This is a genomic window from Mesorhizobium sp. CNPSo 4670, assembly GCF_057784235.1.
In genome coordinates, this window is the sequence record NZ_JBWJFQ010000004.1 from 117,690 (window position 1) to 142,197 (window position 24,508).

The following is a 24,508-nucleotide window of genomic DNA, read 5'->3' on the forward strand; positions in this document are numbered from 1 at the left end:
GGCCTGAAACAAGGATTGGAGCGACCCATGAATGAGGCAGTTCGAAATCCCGCTAAGCCGGCCAATGGGCCGATCATCGAGATCGAGAACCTGTCGATCTCCTTCTTCACTCGCAAGGGCGAGATCCCGGCCGTCATGGATTTTTCCTGCACGGTCATGCCGGGCGAGGCGATGGGCATCGTCGGTGAATCCGGCTGCGGCAAGTCGACCGTGTCGCTCGGCATCATGCGCGACCTCTCCAACATCGGGAAGATCGTCGGCGGCAAGATCAAGTTCCAGGGCAAGGACATGGGCGAGCTGTCCGACGAGGAGCTGCGCGCCATCCGCGGCAACAAGATCGCCATGATCTACCAGGAGCCGATGGCGAGCCTCAATCCGGCGATGAAGGTCGGCCAGCAGCTGATGGAAGTGCCGCTGATCCACGACAAGGTGTCGAAGGAAGAGGCTTACAAACGGGCGCTCGAAATGGTGCGCTCGGTCAAGCTGCCCGACCCCGAGCGCATGATGCGCTCCTATCCGCACCAGCTTTCCGGCGGCCAGCAGCAGCGCATCGTCATCGCCATGGCGCTGCTGTCGAAGCCGGCACTGCTTTTGCTCGATGAGCCGACGACGGCGCTCGACGTGACGGTGGAGGCGGGCATCGTCGATCTGGTCAAGGGGCTGGGCGAGAAGTTCGGCACCTCGATGATCTTCGTGTCGCACAATCTCGGCCTGATCCTGGAGACTTGCGACCGCATCACGGTGATGTATTCGGGCGAGGCCGTGGAGACCGGCAAGATCAAGGACGTGTTCGACCGCATGCGACATCCCTACACGCAAGGGCTGTTCCGCTCGATCCCGCTGCCCGGCGCCGACAAGAACTCGCGGCCACTGATCTCCATTCCAGGGCAATTGCCGCTGCCGCATGAGCGGCCCAAGGGCTGCAATTTCGGCCCGCGCTGCCACCATTTCGTCGAGGGCGTCTGCAACGCCGCCGAAATCCCGATGATCGAGGTCGCGGGCCACGAAGGCCATTTCTCGCGCTGCGTGCGTTTCAACGAGATCGACTGGGAGACGCTGCCGCCCGGCGCCAAGAAGGTCAATGAGCGCGTCGTGCCCGGCGCGCCGGTGCTCAAGATCGAGGATCTGAGAAAATACTACAAGGTCGGCGGCAGCGAGGTGTTCGGCTCGAGCGAGGGCCGCGTCGTCAAGGCCAACGAGACGATCTCGTTCATGGCGCGTGAATCCGAGACGGTCGCCATCGTCGGCGAATCCGGCTGCGGAAAGTCGACATTGGCCAAGGTGCTGCTTGGGCTGGAGACGGCAAGTGCCGGCACGGTGACGCTGGGCAACAAGGAAATCCAGTCGACCGGCATCGAGAACCGTAGTGTCGAAACCGTGTCGTCGATCCAGATGGTGTTCCAGAACCCGTTCGACACGCTCAATCCAAGCCACTCGGTCGGTTCGCAGATCATCCGTACGCTGGAGAAGTTCAATGTCGGCAAGACGGTTGCCGACCGCCGCAAGCGGATGCTGGAACTGCTCGACCTGGTGAAGCTGCCGCGGGCGTTTGAGACCCGCAAGCCGCGCCAGCTCTCGGGCGGCCAGAAGCAACGCATCGGCGTGGCGCGCGCCTTTGCCGGCGACGCCAAGGTGGTGGTGGCCGACGAGCCGGTGTCGGCACTCGACGTGTCCGTGCAGGCGGCGGTGACCGAACTCTTGATGGATATCCAGCGCAAGAACAAGACGACGATGCTGTTCATCAGCCATGATCTGTCGGTGGTGCGCTACATCGCCGACCGCGTCGTCGTCATGTACCTCGGCTATATCGTCGAGCAAGGCACGACCGACCAGATCTTCGCGCCGCCCTATCACCCCTACACCGAGGCGCTGCTGTCGGCGATCCCGATCGCTGACACCAGCGTGGTGAAGCGGCACATCGTTCTAGAGGGCGATATCCCATCGGCGATGAACCCGCCGTCGGGATGTCCGTTCCAGACGCGCTGCGGCTACAAAAAGCTGGTGCCGGACAATCTGTGCGAGACCAAGGTGCCGCCGGTCAAGCATCTCGGCGACGGCCATATGAGCCTGTGTTGGCTGGCCGACGACGTGCTGGCCAAGATGGAGCCGGTGATCAAGTTCGACAAGGAACACGCCGCGCATGAGGGCGTGCCGGAAGATGCGCCGCATGTTTCGGAGGCGCCCACACCCAAGCCTCCACGCGGCAGAAAGCCGAACTGACGGTCATCCGGCTTGCTCTGGCCCAGCCGGCGAGCCTTAATCGGCGACGCTGATCGAAACAATTGATCCGTTCGGCAAATCCTTGGTCTGTGAGTACATTGAGGCTGTGAAGCTGACCCATTCCCTCCACGAGCACGTCCAGATGTTGCAGACCTTGTACTCACCACCAAACAGGGGAAGTGTCGTGAAAGCGTAGCACTGGGAGGGAGTGAGGTTTATTCCTGCCGACCGGCATTGATCCACCAATGGACGCAACAACCAACCATTTTCATCGTCAACGCAACGCAGGCGGAACTCCTCTTCAGAAGCAGCGATCGCGGTAATCGAGGCGGCGGACACTTCCAGCATGTAAACCGTTCCAGCGGCATCGGCCAAGAACACGTCGGCAAACAGGTTGGCTCCCAAGATGCGACAGCGCGCGGGGAGGATGTCCGCCCACGCGTCGAGGTCGATGAGGGTCACCTCATCGGAAAGTAAGTCCGAACGGTCCTGTTCCATTCCGCGATTGTGAAGGATCGGCTATTTGGCGACAAGCTACCACATTTCAGGCTGGGCTGTTTATCAGTTCATTGCCTAGTTGCCGCACTGGCTCAGCTGCTGCGCATAGTCCCGCGCCATCTTGTCGGTGGCCCGCGCGTAGCCCTGCACGCCGGCATCGCCGCGGTTGCCGCGGCCATAGGCGGTCCAGCCGAGATAGTAGGCGAGATAGAGATTGTAAGTGTCGTTGCGGGCGACGCCATAGCTGTCCGCTGTCTTGGAGTGATACCAGCCGACGAAATCGACGGCATCGGCGAATTTGGTCCGCCGCGCCGCCCAATTGCCGGTCTCCCTCTGATATTGCGACCAAGTGCCGTCCAATGCCTGCGAGAAGCCGGTGGCCGACGAGACGTGTTTCCACGGAATGAAGCCGAGCAGCTTGGTGCGCGGCGGCCGGGCATTGCTCTTGAAGCCGGATTCCTTGCGCACCGTCGCCATCAGCACGGGAACCGGCACGCCGTATTTCTCCTGCGTGCGCTCGGCGGCCGACTGCCAGTTGTCGAACCAGCCGTCATTCTGGTCGAAGACGGCGCAGACATTGTTGATATGACTGGGCGCCGTCGCGCAGGCCGAAAGCGCCAGCAGCACGCAAACCGCACCAATTTTACTAAAACTCGAACTACGCATTGGAGGAGCAATAGTCCGAAAACATAAAAGGAATCTTGCGCCGTTCGTTAATGCCTCATCGGCGCAGCCGCTCGATGACATCCAGTACTGATAAAGCGACGTATTTGGTCGTTTTTCTTAAAGGGAGATCGCAGAAATGCCGCCGTGGCTAAAATCGCGCCCGCAAACGGCGCATTTCTGACAGCTTGTCTGGTTTGCCGGGGCTTTGATATCAGGCATGAACGAACCAAGACGCAAACGCGGCGCCGAGCGCACCAGCAACAGGGGGCCGTCGGCCATCCCGCAACTGCCGCTCCGGCGCGTGACCAATCCCTATCCGCCAATGGCGATGCTCTCGCCCGACCAGATCGAGCAGATCCATCAGGCGTCGATGCACATATTGGAGAATTTCGGCATCGAGGTGATGAGCCCGCGCGCGTTATCGCTGTTCGAGAAGGCCGGCGCCACGGTCGATCATGCCTCGGCGAATGTCCGCATCGATCGCGGTCTGGTCGCCGAGGCGCTGAAGACCACGCAGTCCAGCTATGCGTTGACGCCGCGCAATCCGGCCAACGCCGTTCATCTTGGCGGCAACACCATCAACTTCACCCTCGTCGCTGGGCCGCCCAATGTGCATGACATGGAGCGCGGCCGCCGCGCCGGCAATTTGCGCGATTATTCGGATCTCACCCGGCTGGCGCAGCATTTCAATTGCATCCACATGCTCGGCAACCAGGTCTGCGCGCCGGTGGAGTTGCCGGCGAATTCCCGCCATCTTGACACCTATTTCACCAATCTGACGCTGACAGACAAGAGTTTCCATGTCTCGGCAATCGGCCGGGGCAGGGCGCTGGACGGCATCGAGATGATGGCGATTGCGCGCGGGCTGACGCTGGACCAGATGCGCGACGATCCCGGGATCACCACCATCATCTCGGTCAACTCGCCGCGTCGCTTCGACGAGATGATGGCCGAGGGGCTGATGACCATGGCCGAATTCGGCCAGTCGGTGGCGGTGACGCCGTTCACGCTGATGGGGGCGATGAGCCCGGTAACGCTGGCCGGCGCGCTTGCGCAGCAGAATGCAGAGGCGCTGTTCGGCGTAGTGTTGACGCAGTTGGTCCGTCCCGGCGCGCCGGTCATGTACGGCGCCTTCACCTCCAATGTCGACATGAAGTCGGGCGCGCCGGCCTTCGGCACGCCAGAGAATACCAAGGCCAACATCGCCTCGGGGCAATTGGCGCGGCGCTACAATCTGCCCTACCGCACCACGCCGGGTTCGGCCTCCAACGCCGCCGATGCGCAGGGTGCGTATGAGACGCTGATGGCGCTGTGGGGCGCGGTGCTCGGCCATGGCAATCTCGTCTATCATGCCGCCGGCTGGCAGGAGGGCGGACTGACGGCGTCGTTCGAGAAGCTCATCATCGATGTCGAGATGATCCAGCACATGATGGAGTTCCTGCGCCCGATCGAGGTCAACGAGGCGGAGCTTGCCGTCGAGGCTTTGGGCGCGGTGCCGACCGGCGGCCATTTCTTCGGCGAGCCGCATACGCTCGAGCGTTACGCCACCGCCTTCTACCAACCGATGCTGTCCAATTGGCAGAATTACGAAGCCTGGCAGGAGGCCGGTGGCCTCGACGCCACGGCGCGCGCGACGCGGCTGTGGAAGAAGGCGCTTGAGGACTATGTCGAGCCGGTGATGGATATCGCCGTGCGCGAAGCACTGGAGGCCTACATGGCCAAGCGGCGCGAAACGATCGGGCAAGGCGAACCGTGATGTCTCCCGTTTCGATTCATCTCACCCATCCAACTCACTGATATCAGAGAAAAATCCATGAAATCGCATGCAAAGGTCGTGGTCATTGGCGGCGGCGTCGTCGGGTGCTCCGTGCTGTTCCATCTGGCCCGCCATGGCTGGACCGACGTCGTGCTTCTGGAGCGTGACGAGCTGACCTCGGGCTCGACCTGGCACGCGGCCGGCGGCATGCACACGATCAATGGCGACCCCAACGTCGCCAAGCTGCAGAAATACACCATCAACCTCTACAAGGAGATCGAGGAGCTTTCCGGCCAGGCGACCGGCGTGCACCTGACCGGCGGTGTGCTTCTGGCGGCGACCGAGGCGCGGCTGGACTGGCTGCGCGGCGTCGTCGCCAAGGGCCGTTATCTCGGCATCGAGCTTGAGGAGATCTCGCCCAGCGAGGCGGCCGAACTGATGCCGCTGCTCGATCCCAAGCAGTTCGTCGGCGCTGTCAGAAACAAGGAGGACGGCCATCTCGATCCGTCGGGGGTGACTCACGCCTATGCCAAGGCGGCGCGCAAACTCGGCGCCGAGGTCGAGCGCTTTACCAAGGTCGAGGACATCGTGCGGCGAGCCGATGGGATGTGGCGCGTCATTACCAACAAGGGCGAGGTGGTGGCCGAGCATGTCGTCAATGCCGGCGGTCTGTGGGCGCGCGAGGTCGGCCGCATGGTCGGGCTCGAACTGCCGGTGCTGGCGATGGAGCACATGTACCTGATTACCGAGGATATGCCTGAGGTCGCCGCATGGAACGCCAAGACCGGCACGGAGATCATCCACGCGGTCGATTTCGATGGCGAGCTTTATCTGCGCCAGGAGCGCGGCGGCATGCTGATGGGTACCTACGAGAAGGCCAACAAGCCGTGGTCCGAGTTCCAGACGCCGTGGAATTTCGGCCATGAATTGCTGGCGCCGGACATAGACCGCATCGCGCCGTCGCTCGAGGTCGGCTTCCGGCATTTCCCGGCGTTCCAGAACACTGGCATCAAGCAGATCATCAACGGCCCCTTCACCTTCGCGCCGGACGGCAACCCGCTGGTCGGCCCGGTGCGCGGTCTGCCGGGTTTCTGGGTTGCTTGTGGAGTCATGGCCGGCTTCAGCCAAGGGGGCGGCGTCGGCCTGGCGCTGTCCAACTGGATGATCGAGGGCGATCCCGGCGCCGATATCTGGGCGATGGATGTCGCGCGCTATGGCGACTGGGCGACGATGGCCTACACCAACGCCAAGGTGCGCGAGAACTATTCCAGGCGCTTTTCGATCCGCTTCCCAAATGAGGAACTGCCCGCCGGGCGGCCACTGAAGACGACGCCGGTCTATGATCTGCTGTCGGCCAAGGGCGCGCAATGGGGAGTCGCCTATGGGCTGGAGGTGCCGCTGTGGTATGCGCCCGAAGGCGTCAAGGACGAGTTCTCGTGGCGCCGCTCGAGCGATTTCACCCAGGTCGCCAGGGAGGTCGCGACCGTTCGCGACGGCGTCGGCCTGTCCGAGATTTCGAGCTTCGCCAAATACAAGGTGGCGGGCGAGGGGGCGGCCGCCTGGCTCGACCGGATGCTCGCCTGCAAGCTGCCCAGGCCCGGCCGCATGACGCTGGCGCCGATGCTGAAGGAAGACGGCAAGTTGATCGGCGACTTTACGCTGGCCAATCTGGATAGCGAAGGCTGGTTCCTCGCCGGCTCAGGCATCGCCGAGCAATACCATATGCGCTGGTTCGAACGGCATCTGCCTGCCGATGGTTCGGTCCGCATCGAGGCGCTGGGATCGAAACTCAACGGCCTGGCGATCGCCGGGCCGAGAGCGCGGGAAGTGCTGGCCAAGGTTAGCCGCGCGGATGTCTCCAACGCCGCGTTTCCCTTCATGGCGGTTGCAACAATGGACATCGGGATGGCGCCTTGCCTGGTCGGCCGCGTCAGCTACACGGGCGACCTCGGCTACGAGATCTGGGTAGCGCCGGAGTACCAGCGCGCCGCTTTCCAGGCCCTGATGGCAGCCGGCGAGGAATTCGGCATCGGCCTGTTCGGCTCGCGGGCGCTGAACGCGCTGCGGCTGGAGAAGAACTACGGTTCATGGGCGCGCGAGTACCGGCCGATCTATGGGCCGCTGGAAGCCGGTCTCGACCGCTTCGTTGCCTACAGCAAGGATGCGGACTTCATCGGCAAGACCGCGGCACTGGCCGAGCGCAAGCAGGGCGGCAAGCTGCGCCTGCGCGCCTTCATCGTCGATGCCGGCGACGCCGATGTCATCGGCGACGAGCCGATCTGGTTCGACGGCGCGGTGCGTGGCTGGGTGACTTCGGGTGGCTACGCGCATCATTCGAAACAATCCGTCGCCGTCGGCTATGTGCCGAAGGAGATCGCCGACGAGAGCGACGGCTTCGAGATCGAGCTTTTGGGCAAGCGGCATGCGGCGCGCGTGCAGGCGGCGCCACTGTTCGATGCCAATTTCGAGCGCATGCGCGCCTGAAGCGCTTCGGCTTCGCCGCTACGCTTCAGATTCTATTTTATGCATGTCGTCATCCCAAAACCGCTGGGCGTGGGCGACATGCATCGGGCGGCTGGTTGAGCGTCAGGCGCTACGGCGGTTGTCCAGCGCAAAAGCGCCGGCGCCGGCAAACACCAGATAGAGGAAGATGAAGCAGAACGAGATCGCCAAATCTCCGCCGTTGTTGACGGGGAAGAAGTCGCGCGGCATGTGCGCCATGAAATAGGCGATCGCCATTTCGCCGGCCAGCAGGAACGCGACCGGGCGGGTGAACAGACCCAGCGCCAGCAGGATGCCGCCGGCGAATTCGAGAATTCCAGCGGCGAGTGTCAGCCCGGTAAGGGTATGGGGTTGGTCGCTTATGGGAAAATTGAACAATTTCTGGCTGCCGTGCTCGATGAACTGCAGCGCCGTCATGATGCGCAGCACCCCCAAGGCCTGCGGCTGATACTTGGCGAGGCTTTCGAAAAGCTTCATAAATGGCTCCATTTGTCGCTTCCCGACCGGCCATAGATCGTCGCTGGGTAACGGACCATTCACTTCCCATGGCATGCCATCAACAATCGGTGATTGGAAATGCTCCCCGGTTTGACCTTTCATATTGTTCTCGTGGGGGTTGTATTTGTAACGCTATGGTTGTATCCTAATATGGACATTCCGAACAGCTGGGTTCCCTTGGTCATGAAAAAAGTCGTCGTCAGCCTATTCGCAATCCTTGCAGGGACCAGCTTTGCCAAGGCCGAGGATGCCGGCTGCGAGGCCTTCAAATGGCCGGTGACGCGGGAACAGGCGCTGTTTGCCGCAGCGCCTGCGACGCCGTCCGGAGCGACCTTGGTGGTGGGTGCTGCCGCGGATCTGGCACTGGTGCCGGCGGAGAAAGCCGGTTTCGCGCTGCCGCCCGAACGCGCGCCCGCATCAGGCACGTTCGGTGCCGTCGCCAGCGTGGAGGTGCCGGCCGAGGGGGCCATTCAGATAAGTCTGTCAGGCGAGGCCTGGATCGATGTCATTCAGGACGGCCACGCCATGAAGTCAGTGGGCTATAGCGGCGTGAAAACCTGCCCCGGCATCCGCAAGAGCGTGCGTTTCAAGCTCGCCGCCGGACCCGCCACCGTCCAGTTCAGCGGCGCGAAAAAGGCAGACCTGAAGGTCGCGGTGCTGGTGCCGGAATAGGTCGGCGCCAGGACCGAGGAATACGGCCTTTCATCGGTGGTGCGATGAAAGGCCGTCTCTGTGCGCCAGATGGCGCTGATCGCCGTCAGCGCACCGGCGCCATCAGTGCGAAATGGGCGCCTTGCGGGTCCTGGCATTGGACGATCCAGCTGCCGCCGGGGACCTCCATCGGGCCCATCAGGATCGTGCCGCCATTGTCGGTCACGCGTTTCGCCGCCGCGTCGATGGCCGCAACGTTGAAGTAGAACTGCCAGACCGGGACTGGGATCTGCTGTGGCTTGTTCATGATGCCGCCGCCGGATTCGGGGCCGGCCGTGAAGGTCTGGTAGGTGCCCATCGGGCCCATGTCGAAATCGCCGGCATTGGCCCAGCCAAACTGGTCGGAATAGAAATCGAACGCGGCCTTCCAGTCCGATGTGTAAAGCTCGTGCCAGCCGATATGACCCGGTGTGCTGGCCGGCACGATGGGCTGGTCCGGGCCGTTCGGCTGCAGGAACATGAAGGTCGCGCCTTGCGGATCGGCGACGACGGCAAAGCGGCCGACGCCTGGAATGTCGTCGGGCTTGCGGTGAACCGCACCGCCGGCTTTCTCCAGCGACGCCGTCGCGGCATCGACATCCTTTGTATGGATGTAGCCGAGCCAGGCGGGCGGCATGCCCATCTTGGTTGCGTCCTCGGGCATCGTCATCAGCCCGCTGACGCCGCGCTCGCCGACATTCATGACGATGTAGCGCGGCATGCCAGGGGCCTTGTCGAAAGGCTGCGCAGTCCAGCCCACCACCTTGGTGTAGAACGCCTCCGCGGCGTCCAGATCTGTGGTCATCAATTCGTACCAGAAAAAGGGCATCGGGGTTTTTGGCATGGTCGGTCTCCTCACCGGTTATGCATCGATCGTCGGTCGATCTATCCTAGGACGATCTTCACGACGGAAATCCGACAATCGCCCAAACAAGAATGTCGATCCAAGCGTTCCCGGGTTGCGCGCCCACCGGTTTTCGATTTCTCTGCGGTGGAGAGGGGATGTCGTTTCATGCGCCGGATGTCGCTCACGCCTGAGCTTGTCGCACTGTGCCATCGGGAGGAGGCCGATCCTGGCCCTGACCCGAGTTGGACGGAGTTGAAGGACGAGGATTTCCGGCCTCTTGCCTTGCGGCTGTCCGATGAAGCCGACGAGGGGCCGCTTTGGGTATTCGCCTATGGATCGCTAATCTGGAAGCCGGAGTTCGAGTCGGTCGAGCAGCGGCTCGCCACGGCCTTTGGCTGGCACCGCTCCTTCTGCCTCGACATGGTGCGGTGGCGCGGCAGCGCCGAGCAGCCGGGGCTGATGATGGCGCTCGAACGGGGTGGACGGTGCAATGGCGTCATCTATCGCTTGCCGGAGGGCGAAAAACCGGCCCAGATCGAAAGGCTGCTGCGGCGCGAGATCAGCGACCACGAAAGTATTGACACGGTCAGGTGGCTGCCGGTGCATACGGCACAAGGGTCGCTGCGCGCGCTTGGCTTCTGGGTCGGCGTGAAGGGCAGGGGAACGTCGCTGAAGCAGCCGCTGGACAAGGTGGCGAGCGTGCTGGCCAGAGCCTGTGGGCATATCGGATCCGGCGCCGAATATCTCTACAACACGGTCAGTCACCTCGAAGCGTTCGGCATCCACGACCGCAATCTGTGGCGGTTGCAGGAACTGGTTGCGGACGAGGTCCGGGCTATCCATGGCCATGCTGTCGAGCCCAGCCATTCGCTGGCACTGCAAACGCCATAACATGAGTAAAAATATCATGTTTTATCCAGCCTTTTCAGGGCCTTGCGCCGAAAATTGACCAATTGATAAAAAAATAAAACGTGCTAGCCTTCCCCAAAACAAAACATGGGGAACTGACGATGCCAGAAGGCCAGTTCAAGGAAGGCATTGCCGGCGGCCGGCTCCAAGCCGACCAGTATGCGGACAATTTTTCCGACCTGCACCCGCCGCTCGATCACCACGAGGCGCTGGTCGAATCCGACCGCTGCTATTTCTGCTACGACGCGCCGTGCATGAATGCATGCCCGACCTCGATCGACATTCCGCTGTTCATCCGCCAGATATCGACCGGCAACCCGATTGGTTCTGCCAAGACGATCTTCGACCAGAACATTCTGGGCGGCATGTGCGCCCGCGTCTGTCCGACCGAGACACTGTGCGAGGAGGTCTGCGTGCGCGAGGTGGCGGAAGGCAAGCCGGTGCAGATCGGGCGCCTGCAGCGCTATGCCACCGACGTCGCGATGAGCGAGAACAAGCAGTTTTACCAACGCGCCGCTGCCACCGGCAAGACGGTCGCCGTGGTCGGCGCAGGGCCGGCCGGCCTCGCCGCCGCACACCGGCTCGCCCGCCATGGCCATGACGTGACCATTCTTGAGGCGCGGCCGAAGGCCGGCGGGCTCAACGAATACGGCATCGCCGCCTACAAGAGCGTCGATAATTTCGCCCAGGCCGAAGTCGACTACGTCAGCGCCATCGGCGGCATCGACATCCAGAACGGCAAGGCGCTTGGCCGCGACTACCAGCTGTCCGACCTGATGCGCAACTACGATGCCGTGTTCCTCGGCATTGGGCTAGGCGGCGTCAATGCGCTGCGCGCCGATGGCGAGGATGCCGACGGCGTCACCAATGCGGTAGAGTTCATTGCCGAACTGCGCCAGGCCAGTGATCTCGCCAGCCTGCCGGTCGGCCGGCGTGTCGTCGTCATCGGCGGCGGCATGACGGCGATCGACGCGGCGGTCCAGTCGAAGCTGCTCGGCGCCGAGGAAGTGACGATCTGCTACCGGCGTGGCCAGGAGCAGATGAACGCTTCCGGGTTCGAACAGGATCTGGCCGCGGCCAACGGCGTCACCATCCGCCACTGGCTGCAGCCGAAGCGGGTGATTGCCGAAGGCGGCAGGGTGTCGGCCATCGAACTCGAATACACCGCCATGGACGGCGACAGGCTTGCCGGCACCGGCGAGAGGCTGACACTGGTCGCCGACCAGGTGTTCAAGGCCATCGGCCAGAGTTTCGTGCCAGCCTCGCTTAACGGCAGCGGTGCCGAGATCGAGCTCGAAGGCGGCCGCATCAAGGTCGATGCGGAAGGGCGCACCTCGCTCGCCAAGGTCTGGGCCGGCGGCGACTGCATCTTCGGTGGCGACGACCTCACTGTTTCTGCCGTGGCGCAAGGCCGCGACGCGGCGGAGAGCATCCACAGGAGCCTCGCTCAGGGATAGGATCATGGCCACGGTGGAACCGGGCATCGCCCGTCACTACGACATATCGGGCCTGGAGGAGCGGATCATTGCCGCGCTCGCCGATAGCGGCGTGGACGTTGCCAATCTGCGTGCAAGCGATCTCGAAGCGGTCGACGAATTTCACATTGGCGGCGTGGCCGCCACCAAGGCACTCGTCGGGCAGATGGGGCTGAAGCCGGGGACAATGCTTCTCGACATCGGGTCGGGCGTCGGCGGGCCGGCCCGCTTTGTCGCCAACAATGTTGGCGCCGATGTTACCGGCATCGACCTCACGCAAAGCTATGTCGATATCGCGGCCAGCCTATCCGAGCGAACCGGCATGGCGGGCAAGACGCGATTCGTGCAAGGCAGTGCGCTGGACATGCCATTCGCGGATGCCAGCTTCGATGCGGCGATCATCCTGCATGTCGGCATGAACCTCCCGGACAAGCCGGGACTGATGAGCGAGGCCGCCCGCGTGCTGCGGCCGGGCGGCGTTTTCGCCGTTTACGATGTGATGCGGCTGAAGGACGGCGCGCTGACCTATCCGCTACCATGGGCGTCTGATGAAGCCATGTCCTTCGTTGCCACCCCGGACGACTATCGCTCGGCGGCCGTCGCCGCGGGGTTCTCGGTGATCGCCGAGCGGCCGCGCGGCGCCTTTGCCATCGAGTTCTTTGCCACGATGCGTGCGCGCCTGGCAGCCGCGCAAGCGGACGGCAGCAAGCCGCCGCCCGGCGTCGGCCTCGTCATGGGCGAGGACGCCCGCACCAAGATCGCCAATCTCACCGCCGCACTTGAAGGCGGTATTCTTGCACCAGTCGAACTGCTCCTTCGTCTCGGTTGAAAGGGACCTGTCATGGCAGACATCCGCAATAATTTCGTCGGCATCAAATCGCCCAATCCGTTCTGGCTGGCCTCGGCGCCGCCCACTGACAAGGCTTACAACGTCATCCGCGCCTTCAAGGCCGGCTGGGGCGGCGTTGTCTGGAAGACACTTGGCGAGGAAGGCCCGCCGGTGGTCAACGTCAACGGCCCGCGCTACGGCGCGATCTGGGGCGCCGACCGTCGATTGCTCGGCCTCAACAACATCGAGCTGATCACCGACCGCGACCTGCAGGTCAACCTGCGCGAGATCAAGCAGGTCAAGAAGGACTGGCCCGACCGCGCCATCGTCGTCTCGCTGATGGTGCCGTGCGTCGAGGAAAGCTGGAAGGCGATTCTGCCGGTGGTCGAGGAGACGGAGGCCGACGGCATCGAGCTCAATTTCGGCTGCCCGCACGGCATGTCGGAGCGCGGCATGGGTGCCGCCGTCGGCCAGGTGCCGGAATACATCGAAATGGTGGTGCGCTGGTGCAAGGCCAACACCCGCATGCCGGTCATCACCAAGCTGACGCCCAACATCACCGATGTGCGCAAGCCGGCGCGCGCCGCGCTTGCCGGCGGCACCGACGCGGTGTCGCTGATCAACACCATCAATTCGATCACAGGCGTCGACCTCGACAGTTTCGCGCCGCAGCCGACCATCGACGGCAAGGGTTCGCATGGCGGCTATTGCGGCCCGGCGGTGAAGCCCATCGCCATGAACATGGTGGCCGAGATCGCGCGCGATCCCGAAACCCACGGCTTGCCGATCTCCGGCATCGGCGGCATCACCACCTGGCGTGACGCGGCCGAGTTCATGGCGCTCGGGGCCGGCAATGTGCAGGTCTGCACGGCGGCGATGACCTACGGCTTCAAGATCGTGCAGGAGATGATCGCCGGCCTGGAAAACTGGATGGACGAGAAGGGCCATGCCTCGCTCGACGACATCGTCGGCCGCGCCACGCCAAACGTCACCGACTGGCAGTACCTCAACCTCAATTATGTCGCCAAGGCCCGTATCGACCAGGACGCCTGCATCCAATGCGGCCGCTGCCACATTGCTTGCGAGGACACTTCTCACCAGGCGATCACCAGCATGGTCGACGGCAAGCGGCATTTCGAGGTGATCGAGGCCGAGTGCGTCGGCTGCAATCTGTGCGTCAATGTCTGTCCGGTCGAGAACTGCATCACCATGGAGCCGCTCGCGGCAGGCGCGATGGACCAGCGTACCGGCAAGCCAGTGTCGCCGATCTATGCCAACTGGACGACGCACCCGAACAACCCGATGGCCAAGGTGGCGGCGGAGTAAAGGGCAGCCATTCGTCGAAAAAAGCGGCGCCTTCGGGCGCCGCTTTTCATTTTTCCTATTGCAGATATAAATCATCCACGATAAAAATTATCCATGAATTGGAGATCAACACAATGAAGCTGGGCGAGGGCGTCGAGGCGGCCATCCACTGCGCCGCAATGCTGGCCGGCGTCGAGGGCGAAGCGACCATGCCGGGCGCCGCGCTGGCGGAGGCCTTTGGCTTGTCGCCGAGCTATCTCCTGAAGCATCTCAACATGCTGAGCGCTGCGCGAATCCTGGAATCGGTGCCGGGACCGGCCGGCGGCTACCGCCTGGCGCGGCCAGCCGAGCGCATAACGCTGCTCGATATCGTGCTGGCGGTCGAAGGACGTGAACCGGCCTTCCGGTGCGGCGAAATCCGCCGCAACGGTCCGGCCAGGTTCGATGTCTCGGCCTATGTCAAACCCTGCGGCATCAATACCGCGATGCTGAAGGCCGAGAAGGCCTACCGAGCCGCACTCGCCGAAGCAAAGCTGTCCGACATCGTGGCGGAATACGTGACCGATGCCGATCCGCGTTCGGTTGCTGCCGGCTGTGCCTTCGTGGCGCGCCATCAGCGGCCGCAGAAATCCAGTTCAACCAAGCAAGCGTAAAGGACATCAAGATGAAACAGAGGCTGCAATTTTTCGCCAAGGCGCCGGAGATCATGAAGGCGGTGTCGGCGCTCAACAAGGCGGTCGACGAATGCGGGCTCGAGGTGAGCCTGCTGCACCTGATCAAGCTCAGGGCATCGCAGATCAATGGCTGCTCGTTCTGCGTCGAGATGCACAGCCGCGAGGCCAGGCGCGACGGCGAGACCGAGCAACGGCTCTATCTGGTTTCGGCCTGGAAGGAATCGCCGCTGTTTTCCGAGCGTGAGCGCGCCGCCTTAGCCTGGACCGAGGCCGTCACGCTGATCGCCAACAATGGCGTGTCGGACGAACTCTATGCAAAGTCGCTCCAGCATTTCTCGGAAGAGGAACTGGTCAAGCTGTCGGTCGCGCTCGGCATGATCAACACCTGGAACCGGCTCTGCATCCCGTTCCACGCCATCCATCCAGTGGCGACGGCCAAAGCTGCCTGATTGACAGGCTTTGACTTGGGGCGTCGTCGAGGAGGCGGCGCTCCAACTGGTTTTTGAGAGGGAGAGTTTGATGCCTGTCGATTTGCCTTCGACCCTGTTGTTTCTCGGCCGCCTGTTGCTCGGCGGCGCCTTCATCTTCGCCGGCCTGCGCAACATCCAGAACGCGGCCTTCCTGACCCAGCTGTTGGCCGCGCGCGGCGTGCCGCAGGCGCGGTTGTCGCTATGGGCCGGCATTGTGCTCCAGATCGTCGCCGGCGCCTTGCTGATGGCAGGCCTCCGGATGGCAATTGCCTCTACGGTGCTGGTGCTGTTCCTGATCGTCGCCACGCCAATGTTCCACAATTTCTGGGATCATCAGGGCCCGGATCGGGCATCGCGCGTCAACAGCTTCGTCGGCAATGTCGCACTGGGCGGCGGTTTTCTGACGCTGATCGCGCAGTCGCTTTAGGCGAAGAGCAAGCCGATCGGGTTTTCCGCACGGACGATCGACCGATCACGAGGATAGCAGGCGGCGGCGCTGTTTGACTTCGGTACTGGACGCTCTAACCTGGGCCGGCGGCTTCTTGTCAAGGAGTGGCCCATCTCAGTCGTCTATCGACCTGCCAACGCGCAAGATCTGAAACGAGCTGACGAGCTTGTCGTTGCCAGCATCAACGATTTGACCGAGCGCCATGGCTTTGGCCCCATGGCCGTGCCGCGCCCGACCGATTTTCAATTGTTTTCTTTGAACGATGACGCTGCTGGCTTGTGGGTGGCGGAAGACGCCGGTGAAATCCTCGGCTTTGCCTGGAGTTGGGTCTGCGGCGATTTGTGGTTTCTCGCGCAGCTGTTCGTGTCTTCCGGACATCAGGGCAGCGGGATCGGCAACGAACTGCTGAAACGAACGCTGGAGCATGCGCGGCAATCGGGGGCGAGGAGCAAGGCGTTGATCACCTTCAGCTTCAACACCGTGTCGCAAGGTCTCTACATCAGGCGCGGACTGTTCCCGCGATTTCCGATCTACAATCTCAGCGTCGCGCAGGATGTCTTGAAAGGTCGATTGAAGGCCGCTCCGCTCCGCAGCGTGCCTCTGAAGGAAACAGCTTCGCACCTGCATAGCCTTGCCGGCATTGACAATCGGGCCCTGGGCGTATCGCGCGAAAAGCACCATCGGTATTTGATCAACGACGAGCAGACGAGAGGTGTCGTTCTCTATGCCGGGGAGGAGTGCGTCGGCTACGTCTACATAGGCACCAACGGCCACATCGGGCCACTTGCGGTCGCGCAGCCCTATCAGCTTGACGCTGCCTTCAGGACGGCACTGAACCTGGCCGCTGAGATTGGTTCTTCGCAGGTGTCGGCGTTTCTGCCTGGCACGACGCAAACAGCTCTGAGCACAGCCGTCGAGCATGGGATGCGCATCACGCTTCCCATGGTTCTGATGTCGACGCGGGATCTTGGCGATTGGTCTCAGTATCTGCCCCGTAATCCTGGTTTCATGTGATCGCAGCCACTGCTTGCGTGGCATGGCATTCGACCCGCAGCCGCTCGGCGCCCCCGACGGCATCGATCTTAAACCGGAACCAATCGAGCCGTTGATGCATTTCGCACCTGTATGCCGAGCATCCCGGGATGAAATATGAAAATTGCCCATGTCGCGCCGCTTTATGAATCGGTGCCACCCAGACTTTATGGCGGCACGGAACGCATCGTCTCGTATCTGACCGAAGCGCTGGTCGACCTCGGTCATGAGGTGACCCTGTTTGCCAGCGGCGACAGCCAGACCTCCGCAAAGCTGGTCGCCGGCCGGGAATGCGCGCTTCGCCTCGATCCGCGTCCGCTCAAATCCGAGATTGCGGCGCATCTTTCGATGCTTGCGCAGGTGCGGGAACGGGCGCGCGAGTTTGACGTCATCCACTTCCACCTCAGCCACTTCCTGCACTTTTCCTTCTTCGAGGACATGGCGGAGCGGACGGTGACGACCCCGCATGGCAGGCTGGACTATGTCGACCTGGCGCCGGCCTATAAGCATTTCCCGCGCTTTCCGATGATTTCCATTTCGCACAGCCAGAAGGCAGGCCTTGCCAGGGCCAACTGGTTGGCGACGATCCACCACGGACTGCCGACCGGTATCTATGAACCGACTTTCGAGACGAAGGCGCAGGAACCCTATCTTGCCTTCCTCGGCCGGTTTTCACGCGACAAGCGCCCGGATCGCGCCATCGAAATCGCCTTGCGCTCGGGGCTCAGGCTGAAGCTTGCGGCAAAGATCGGCGACGACGATCGCGCCTATTTCCACGAGATGGTCGAGCCGTTGATCGACGGCGATCGTATCGACTATGTCGGCGAGATCGAGGAGCACCAGAAGACGGAATTTCTCGGCAACGCGGCCGGCCTGCTGTTCCCGATCGACTGGCCGGAGCCGTTTGGCCTTGCCGCCATCGAGGCAATGGCCTGCGGCACGCCGGTGATCGCCTGGAATTGCGGCGCACTGCCGGAGATCATCGATCAAGGCGTTACCGGCTTTATCGCGGATTCGATGGATGGCGCGGTCGCCACAGTGCCGGACTTGCTGAAGCTCGACAGGCGAAAGGTGAGGGGCGTCTTCGAAAAGCGGTTTTCCGCCAGAAGAATGGCCGGCGACTACCTGGCCGCCTATGCGCGCCTGATCGGTGTCCCGGCGGAAGCGAAGGCGTCGTGAGCAGCGCGCTCGAGCGGCGGGAACGAAACGACAGGGATTTATGACGAATGGCCCAACTTGATGAGCGCCAGCTCGATCCGGCCGTCGCGCTTGCCTCGCTCGACGCCACCGCGCCTCGTGAGCCGCACCGGCTGTTTGCGCTCAAGCAGGGTGACTGCTTTGCGGTTGCCGATGCCTATGGCGACATACGCGGCGCCGGCGACGGTTTCTTCCGCGACGACACACGGGTGCTCTCGGAGTTCCGGCTGACCGTCGGCGGCAGGCAGACATCGCTGCTTGGCGCCTCGCTCAGCCAGGACAATGTGCTGTTCACCACCAACCTGACCAACCTGCCGATGCTCAGCGCCAGCGGTCGCGATATTCCGCAGGGAGCCATTCATGTCGAACGCGTCCGGCTGCTCTGGCAGGACAGGCTGTTCGAACGCATCACCCTTTCCAACTACAGTCGGGAAACCTCGACAATCGGCGTTTCCCTGCACTTTGCCGCTGATTTCCGTGACATGTTCGAAGTGCGCGGCTCGACTCGGCTGCGGCGCGGCATGACCCATATGGCCGAGATGGATGCGACATTCGTCCTGTTGCGCTACGACGGGCTGGACGGGCTGGCGCGCGCGTCGGCGATCTCGTTCTCGCAACCACCCGATCAACTGACAGCCGACCGCGCCGATTTCCTGCTCGCGGTGACCAAGCGCAGCAGCAAGGTGCTCTATGTCGAGGTCGGTTCCGAGGTGGCGGATGCGCCCGATCGCGACCGTTTCCGCGCCGCCGCCGCCCGGGCCCGCTTTGGCATGCGGGCCAAGCGGCGCCATGGCGCGACGGTGCACAGTTCCGGTCGCGTCTTCAACGACTGGGTCGAGCGCGCCCGCGCCGATGTCGCGCTGCTGACCACCGAGCTTGCGACCGGACCCTATCCCTATGCCGGCATCCCCTGGTTCTCGACGGCGTTCGGCCGTGACGGCGTCATCTCGGCGCTGCAGATGCTCTGGCTCAATCCAGGCCTGGCGCGGGGCGTGCTGGCCTTCCTGGCCCAGCATCAGGCCACGGAGACGTCGCCGTTCAGCGATTCCCAACCGGGCAAGATCATGCACGAGACCCGCAAGGGCGAGATGGCGGCGCTGCGGGAGCTTCCGTTCGGCCGCTACTATGGCGGCGTCGATACGACGCCGCTCTACATCCATCTCGCCTGTGCCTATGCCGATCGCACCGGCGACATGGCGTTCATCGACAGCCTGTGGCCGTCGCTGTGCGCGGCGGCCGATTGGACGGAGGAGGCGGGCCGCGAGACCGGGTTCGTGACCTACCAGCGGGCTGCCGAGTCCGGCCTCGCCAACCAAGGCTGGAAGGACAGCTTCGATTCCGTCTTTCATGCCGATGGCCGCATCCCCAAGGGTCCGATCGCGCTGGTCGAGGTGCAAGGCTATGTCTTTGCCGCCTTCCGGGGGCTGGCGGCGCTTGCCCGTCGCCGTGGCGAGGACGAGAGAGCCGATCACTGGGACAGCCTCGCCGAGGCGATGCGCGTGGCGGTGGAACGCGATTTCTGGCTCGACGACCTTGGCTTCTATGCCCTGGCGATCGACGGTGCCGGCGAGCCCTGCAAGGTGCGGACCTCGAATGCGGGCCATCTCCTCCTTGTCGGGCTTCCGGAGCCGGCGCGGGCGCAGATGGTCGCCGATCAGCTACTTTCGGCCTCCTTCCATTCCGGCTGGGGGCTGAGAACGCTTGCCGACGATGCCGTGTTCTTCAACCCAATGTCGTACCACAATGGCTCGATCTGGCCGCATGATACCGCCATATGCGGCGCGGGCCTGGCGCGCTATGGCGAGCGCGACAGCGTGGTGCGCCTGATGAGCGGCACGTTCGAATCCGCTGTCCATTTCAACATGCGGTTGCCGGAACTGTTCTGCGGGTTTACCCGCGCGCCGGGCGAAGCACCGATCGCCTATCCCGTCGCTTGCCTGCCGCAGGCGTGGTCGGCGGGGTCCGCCTTCATGCTGATGCAGGCCTGCCTCGGCCTTGAAATCGATGGCTGGGATGGCGAAATCCGCGTCACCCGTCCGAGGCTGCCAATCGGCATCGACACACTCACGCTGCGACATCTGGGCGTCGGCGAAAGAGTGGTCGATCTCACGTTCCAGCGCGTCGGCGACCGGGTCGTCGCCTTCCTCGCCGACCGGCATGAAGGCCTGGTGCCGCTCATCGTCAGAACATGATCCGAGCCAGATTGGCTGGAACCGATCGCCGCCTTGTGCGTTGCAAAATACAGGTTCGGACGGCGACTAGGTCGCCGCGGACAGTTTCAAATCGGAAACACGAACAAAAAGGCCGCCGAACGGCCTGAGGTGAGTTGGCATTCCAATGACAGATTATGGTGCGGGCCTGCTTTGGGTCCTGATCCTCGCGAGCCTCGGTCTTTCCGCTCTTGCCGTTTTCTTCTCCATATCGCGGCAACGCCGCAGTCTGCCGCCAACGGCAGTACATCCAGCCGGCGAGGACGTGACCGCGGAAGCGGCGCGCAAGATCATACGGGAGTTCGAAAAGAACGGCCAGAATGGCCAATCGGCCGATGCCGCCCTGGTGACATGGTCGCCCGAAACATTGCGCAAGATCCTGGCCGATGACCTACCCGATGCGCAGGTTATCGTGGTCTCCAACCGCGAACCATATATCCACAACGTCCGGGGTAACGGCGTCGAACTGCTTGTGCCGGCAAGCGGGCTGGTTTCGGCGCTGGAACCGATCACGCGCGCCTGCGCTGGGACCTGGATCGCCTATGGCGGCGGAACCGCGGACCGTCTCATGGTCGACAAGGACGACCGGGTACAGGTGCCGCCCGGCAATCCGTCCTACACGCTGCGCCGGGTCTGGCTGACGGAGGAAGAACATCAGGGCTACTATCTCGGCTTCGCCAATGAGGGCCTGTGGCCGCTTTGCCATATCGCCTTCACCCGGCCGATCTTTCGTGCCTCGGACTGGGAAGCCTATGAAGCCGTCAACCGGAAGTTCGCCGAAACGGTGGTGGCCGAGGCGCGCAACGAGCGACCGATCGTGCTGGTCCAGGACTACCACTTCGCGCTGCTGCCGCGGATGATCCGCGAGCGCCTGCCCGACGCGATCGTCATCACCTTCTGGCACATCCCGTGGCCGAACTCGGAAGTGTACAGCATCTGTCCATGGCGTGAGCGCATCCTTGAGGGGCTGCTGGGCAGCTCGATCATCGGTTTCCACACCCAGTTCCACGCCAACAATTTCACCGAAAGCGTCGATCGCTTCCTGGAAAGCCGCATCGAGCGGGCGGATGCGGCCATCTCCTATGGCGGGCAGACGACGCTGGTGCACGCCTATCCCATCTCAATAGAGTGGCCGGCGGACCTCCTGGCAAGATTGCCTGATGTCGACGACTGCCGCGCCCGCCTGCGTGACAGGTTCGGGCTGAAAGCGGATGTGAAGCTTGGCGTCGGCGTCGAGCGTCTCGACTACACCAAGGGCATTCTGGATCGGTTTCAGGCGCTCGACGAATTGTTCAAGCGATACCCGGAATGGATCGGAAAACTGGTTTTCCTGCAGATCGCTGCACCCAGCCGCGGCACGCTCCCGGCTTACAAGCTGCTCCACGACGACTGTCACCGCTACGCCGAAGAGCTCAACGAGCGTTACGGCAGCGAAGGCTACAAGCCGGTAATCATGGTGGCCGAACATCACTCGCAGGAACAGGTCTATGAGATCTACCGCGCCGCCGACATATGCATGGTCACCAGCCTGCATGACGGCATGAACCTGGTCGCCAAGGAATTCGTTGCGGCGCGCGACGACGAGCAGGGCATCTTGATGCTCAGCACGTTCGCTGGTGCCTCGCGCGAATTGCTGGAGGCGCTGATCGTCAACCCTTACGATGCCGCCATGATGAGCGAGGCGCTGCTGCAGGCGCTGACCATGACGCCCGACGAACAGCGCGAGCGCATGCGGCCGATGCGGCAGATGGTCCGCGACAACAATGTCTATCGCTGGGCCGGCAGCATGCTTCTGGATGCGGCGCGGTTGCGCAAGCGCGGCGACCTCGATCGGGTGACCGGTGCCGGCGACCGGCCGCCAGGCATGGACAATGTCGTTTCCATGTTCGAGCGCAAACGGGTGGCAATGTGATGAGCGAGACCCTGGAAAATGTGAGCGAGACCCTGCAGAAGCCACAGGCCTTGCTGACTGGCGAATGGGCGTTGTTCCTCGACATTGACGGCACTCTGCTTGAGCATGCGGAACACCCGGACGCGGTCTCGGTCAGCGACGAACTTCGCTCCTTGCTGCAAGGCCTGGATCACAAGCTAAACGGGGCATTGGCCGTTATCACGGGCCGCTCGGTTGCGGCCGTTGATCAGCTTTTTCAGCCTTTGAAGTTGCGCGCGGCCGGGCTTTATGGCCTGGAACACAGACTTCTGCCGGACGACGATGTGGAAGTCGCGGGAGAGCCGGCGGATATTGCTGCTCTTGCTGATGAGATCGAGGCTGAACTCGGCCGTGGGCAGGCCAATATCGAGCGCAAAGGCCGGGTTCTCGCCATCCACACGCGCGCTGCCCCGCACCTGCTTCCGCGCGCAACGCAGCTTGTCGAACAGGCGCTGGCCAGCCTGCCCGAGGGCTACCGCGTGGTTGCCGGCAATGCCGGCGTTGAGCTGCTGCCGCTAGAGGCGGCCAAGGGTGCTGCAATCCGGCGGTTCATGCGTATCGCGCCCTTTGCAGGCCGCCGCCCGGTCTTCCTGGGCGACGACACGCCGGACGAAAACGGCTTCGAAGCCGTCAACGATGCCGGCGGCATATCGATACGGGTCAAACCACCCGCGCATACCGCCGCACGGTACGGCCTTGACGGCGTTGCCGAAACGCTCGCCTGGCTGAGGGGTCAACTTTAGATCCAGCCGGGGGGCGCAACCGGGGCTGGGGGCGATGTGGATCAAGCCGCAAATCGCAGGCCGCCGTCGCAGGTCAGCACCTGACCGGTCATGAAGCCGTTGGAGACGAGAAAGGCAATTGCGTCGGCGACGTCGTCGGCGCGGCCGATGCGGCCGACCGGGGTCTTGCCGGCATATTCGGCAAAGATCGCTTGCCGCTGCTCCTCGGCGAGAAAATCCCACCAGGGCGTGTCGATGACGCCAGGCGCCACGACATTGACGCGCAGCGGCCTCAACTCCACGGCCAGGATCGGCACCACGGTCAGAAGCATGCCGTTGATGGCGGCGATGCCGGCGACGCCCGGCGTCGCAAGCTGAGCCGATACTGCCGAGATGAAGGTGGCCGATCCGCTCTTGTTCAGCGTCGGCAAGGCGGCCTGCAGGCATGACAGTTGCGGGCGGACTTTCTCGTCGACGCCGCTGCCGATGTCGGTCAGGTCAAGCGTCTGGAAGGGGCCAAGGCCCTTGCCGCCGCTGGCTGCCAGGACCAGATGGTCGAAGGGGCCGAGGCGTTCGAAGAACTGGCTGACTTCGTCCGGCTTCGAGGCATCGAACGCAGCCTTCCCGACGGCCCCGCCGAGGCTCTTCCACGCGCCGTTGAGCCGATCCTGGTTGCGCCCGGTGATGGTCACCTTCATGCCGGGGCCAAGTAGTTTGCGCGCCGTCGCCAGACCGATGCCGGACGAGCCGCCGATGACGACGGTGTGCTGGATTGTCGTGGTCATGAATGCTGTTCCTTCGATGTTGGTGAGGCGAGGCCGACGAGGTCGAAGCTCAAGGCTCGCAACTGTTGTCTTGCCTTGGCGTCGTAGGCCTGGGCGTCGGCGCGGGATTCCCGCAGGCCGTCGAAATAGAGGCCGCTGCGTCCATCCAGCGCCGATGAGGTCGCGAGGTTGAGGATGGCGTCGGCTCCGGTTTCGACCGAACTCCATGGCGTGACGCCTGCCTGGCGGACCATGGTGGTGTTCATGTAGCTGGCCGGATGCAGCGCGTTGACCGTAACGCCTGTCCCTCTCAGCTCCTGCGCAAGGTCGACGGTGAACAGGATCTGCGCCAGCTTGCTCTGGCAGTAGGCGCGCACGCCGTCGTAGCTGCGGGTCAGCATGACATCGCCGAAGTCGATCGCCTGCTGTCCCGCCGAGGCGACGTTGACGATGCGCGCCGGCGCGCTCGACTTGAGCAACGGCAAAAGTTCCGATGTCAGCAGGAAAGCGGCGAGATAGTTGACCGCGAAACGCAGTTCGTAGCCGTCGGCGCTGACCTGCCGCTTGGCGCCTTGGCCTGCGGTGCCGATGCCGGCATTGTTGATGAGGATGTCGAGCCGGTCCGTCCTGGCGCGCACGGCTTCGGCGAGGCGGCGCACCTCGGCCAGTGAAGAGAGGTCGGCGACCAGCAGCTCGGCCTTGCCGCCGGCGGCTTCGATCTCAGTGACGGTCGCCTTGCCGCGTGTCGCATCGCGGCCATGCACCAGCACACGGGCGCCACCAGCGCCAAGCCGTCGCGCGACGACGCGGCCGACGCCGTCGGTCGACCCGGTGACGAGGATTGTCTTATCTTTGAGTTCCATGTT

At 63.2% G+C, this 24,508-nt stretch carries 22 protein-coding genes; 16 read left to right on the forward strand and 6 right to left on the reverse strand.

Translation table 11 applies throughout. The features are described 5' to 3' along the window. The first annotated feature begins 27 nt into the window (after positions 1–27). Positions 28–2,220 (forward strand): dipeptide ABC transporter ATP-binding protein, encoded by a 2,193-nt coding sequence (locus AC0ZT5_RS09215; RefSeq protein ID WP_488496194.1) that lies wholly within the window; start codon positions 28–30, stop codon positions 2,218–2,220. 36 nt (positions 2,221–2,256) lie between these two features. On the opposite strand, the gene AC0ZT5_RS09220 is transcribed toward AC0ZT5_RS09215, so the two are convergent. Further along, positions 2,257–2,718, reverse strand: a complete 462-nt coding sequence (locus AC0ZT5_RS09220; RefSeq protein ID WP_488496195.1) for a T6SS immunity protein Tdi1 domain-containing protein — start codon at positions 2,716–2,718, stop codon at positions 2,257–2,259. Between the two features lie 75 nt (positions 2,719–2,793). Continuing rightward, a complete protein-coding gene (locus AC0ZT5_RS09225) occupies positions 2,794–3,384 on the reverse strand; it encodes a transglycosylase SLT domain-containing protein (RefSeq protein ID WP_477286740.1) in 591 nt (196 codons plus the stop codon). Positions 3,385–3,601: 217 nt separating this feature from the next. Here AC0ZT5_RS09225 and AC0ZT5_RS09230 point away from each other — a divergent pair, with 217 nt between their 5' ends. Both AC0ZT5_RS09230 and AC0ZT5_RS09235 read left to right on the forward strand, forming a co-directional pair. Continuing rightward, a complete protein-coding gene (locus tag AC0ZT5_RS09230; protein WP_488496196.1) occupies positions 3,602–5,140 on the forward strand; it encodes a trimethylamine methyltransferase family protein in 1,539 nt (512 codons plus the stop codon). Between the two features lie 57 nt (positions 5,141–5,197). Further along, positions 5,198–7,624: a GcvT family protein gene (locus tag AC0ZT5_RS09235; protein WP_488496197.1), complete on the forward strand. Its 2,427-nt coding sequence runs from the start codon at positions 5,198–5,200 to the stop codon at positions 7,622–7,624. 102 nt (positions 7,625–7,726) lie between these two features. Here the strand turns inward: AC0ZT5_RS09235 and AC0ZT5_RS09240 are convergent, their stop codons facing one another. Beyond that, a complete protein-coding gene (locus AC0ZT5_RS09240; RefSeq protein ID WP_477227089.1) occupies positions 7,727–8,119 on the reverse strand; it encodes a DoxX family protein in 393 nt (130 codons plus the stop codon). Between the two features lie 204 nt (positions 8,120–8,323). Between AC0ZT5_RS09240 and AC0ZT5_RS09245 the strand changes: the two genes are divergently transcribed. Further along, positions 8,324–8,812 carry a hypothetical protein gene (locus AC0ZT5_RS09245; RefSeq protein WP_488496440.1) on the forward strand — a complete coding sequence of 163 codons (489 nt, stop codon included), beginning with the start codon at positions 8,324–8,326 and terminating at the stop codon, positions 8,810–8,812. Positions 8,813–8,897: 85 nt separating this feature from the next. Here the strand turns inward: AC0ZT5_RS09245 and AC0ZT5_RS09250 are convergent, their stop codons facing one another. Beyond that, positions 8,898–9,674, reverse strand: a complete 777-nt coding sequence (locus AC0ZT5_RS09250; RefSeq protein ID WP_488496198.1) for a VOC family protein — start codon at positions 9,672–9,674, stop codon at positions 8,898–8,900. A gap of 168 nt (positions 9,675–9,842) precedes the next feature. Between AC0ZT5_RS09250 and AC0ZT5_RS09255 the strand changes: the two genes are divergently transcribed. The 12 genes from AC0ZT5_RS09255 to otsB all read left to right on the forward strand — a co-directional run bounded on the left by AC0ZT5_RS09255 (position 9,843) and on the right by otsB (position 22,899). After that, positions 9,843–10,568 (forward strand): gamma-glutamylcyclotransferase, encoded by a 726-nt coding sequence (locus AC0ZT5_RS09255; protein ID WP_488496199.1) that lies wholly within the window; start codon positions 9,843–9,845, stop codon positions 10,566–10,568. A gap of 119 nt (positions 10,569–10,687) precedes the next feature. Beyond that, positions 10,688–12,043: an NAD(P)-dependent oxidoreductase gene (locus tag AC0ZT5_RS09260; protein WP_488496200.1), complete on the forward strand. Its 1,356-nt coding sequence runs from the start codon at positions 10,688–10,690 to the stop codon at positions 12,041–12,043. 4 nt (positions 12,044–12,047) lie between these two features. Beyond that, a complete protein-coding gene (locus tag AC0ZT5_RS09265; RefSeq protein ID WP_488496201.1) occupies positions 12,048–12,890 on the forward strand; it encodes a class I SAM-dependent methyltransferase in 843 nt (280 codons plus the stop codon). A gap of 12 nt (positions 12,891–12,902) precedes the next feature. After that, positions 12,903–14,216 (forward strand): NAD-dependent dihydropyrimidine dehydrogenase subunit PreA, encoded by a 1,314-nt coding sequence (gene preA / locus AC0ZT5_RS09270; RefSeq protein WP_457151189.1) that lies wholly within the window; start codon positions 12,903–12,905, stop codon positions 14,214–14,216. A 113-nt stretch (positions 14,217–14,329) separates the two neighbouring features. Continuing rightward, a complete protein-coding gene (locus AC0ZT5_RS09275) occupies positions 14,330–14,848 on the forward strand; it encodes an RrF2 family transcriptional regulator (RefSeq protein ID WP_488496202.1) in 519 nt (172 codons plus the stop codon). Between the two features lie 11 nt (positions 14,849–14,859). After that, positions 14,860–15,318: a carboxymuconolactone decarboxylase family protein gene (locus AC0ZT5_RS09280; protein WP_488496203.1), complete on the forward strand. Its 459-nt coding sequence runs from the start codon at positions 14,860–14,862 to the stop codon at positions 15,316–15,318. 70 nt (positions 15,319–15,388) lie between these two features. After that, complete coding sequence (locus AC0ZT5_RS09285; protein WP_488496204.1) at positions 15,389–15,766, forward strand: DoxX family protein; 378 nt, start codon at positions 15,389–15,391, stop codon at positions 15,764–15,766. A gap of 210 nt (positions 15,767–15,976) precedes the next feature. Beyond that, positions 15,977–16,801, forward strand: coding sequence for a GNAT family N-acetyltransferase (locus AC0ZT5_RS09290; protein WP_488496205.1), 825 nt, complete (start codon positions 15,977–15,979; stop codon positions 16,799–16,801). 135 nt (positions 16,802–16,936) lie between these two features. Continuing rightward, on the forward strand, positions 16,937–17,998 hold the full coding sequence (locus tag AC0ZT5_RS09295; RefSeq protein ID WP_488496206.1) for a glycosyltransferase family 4 protein: 1,062 nt from the start codon (positions 16,937–16,939) through the stop codon (positions 17,996–17,998). A 47-nt stretch (positions 17,999–18,045) separates the two neighbouring features. Beyond that, positions 18,046–20,208, forward strand: a complete 2,163-nt coding sequence (locus tag AC0ZT5_RS09300) for an amylo-alpha-1,6-glucosidase (RefSeq protein WP_488496207.1) — start codon at positions 18,046–18,048, stop codon at positions 20,206–20,208. 145 nt (positions 20,209–20,353) lie between these two features. Beyond that, positions 20,354–22,138, forward strand: a complete 1,785-nt coding sequence (locus AC0ZT5_RS09305) for an alpha,alpha-trehalose-phosphate synthase (UDP-forming) (protein WP_488496208.1) — start codon at positions 20,354–20,356, stop codon at positions 22,136–22,138. Further along, positions 22,138–22,899: a trehalose-phosphatase gene (otsB, locus tag AC0ZT5_RS09310; RefSeq protein WP_488496209.1), complete on the forward strand. Its 762-nt coding sequence runs from the start codon at positions 22,138–22,140 to the stop codon at positions 22,897–22,899. Before AC0ZT5_RS09305 ends, otsB begins: the two co-directional genes overlap by 1 nt. 41 nt (positions 22,900–22,940) lie before the next feature. On the opposite strand, the gene AC0ZT5_RS09315 is transcribed toward otsB, so the two are convergent. Next, positions 22,941–23,663 carry an SDR family oxidoreductase gene (locus AC0ZT5_RS09315; protein ID WP_488496210.1) on the reverse strand — a complete coding sequence of 241 codons (723 nt, stop codon included), beginning with the start codon at positions 23,661–23,663 and terminating at the stop codon, positions 22,941–22,943. After that, positions 23,660–24,505 (reverse strand): SDR family NAD(P)-dependent oxidoreductase, encoded by an 846-nt coding sequence (locus AC0ZT5_RS09320; protein WP_488496211.1) that lies wholly within the window; start codon positions 24,503–24,505, stop codon positions 23,660–23,662. Before AC0ZT5_RS09320 ends, AC0ZT5_RS09315 begins: the two co-directional genes overlap by 4 nt. Between the last annotated feature and the right edge of the window lie 3 nt (positions 24,506–24,508).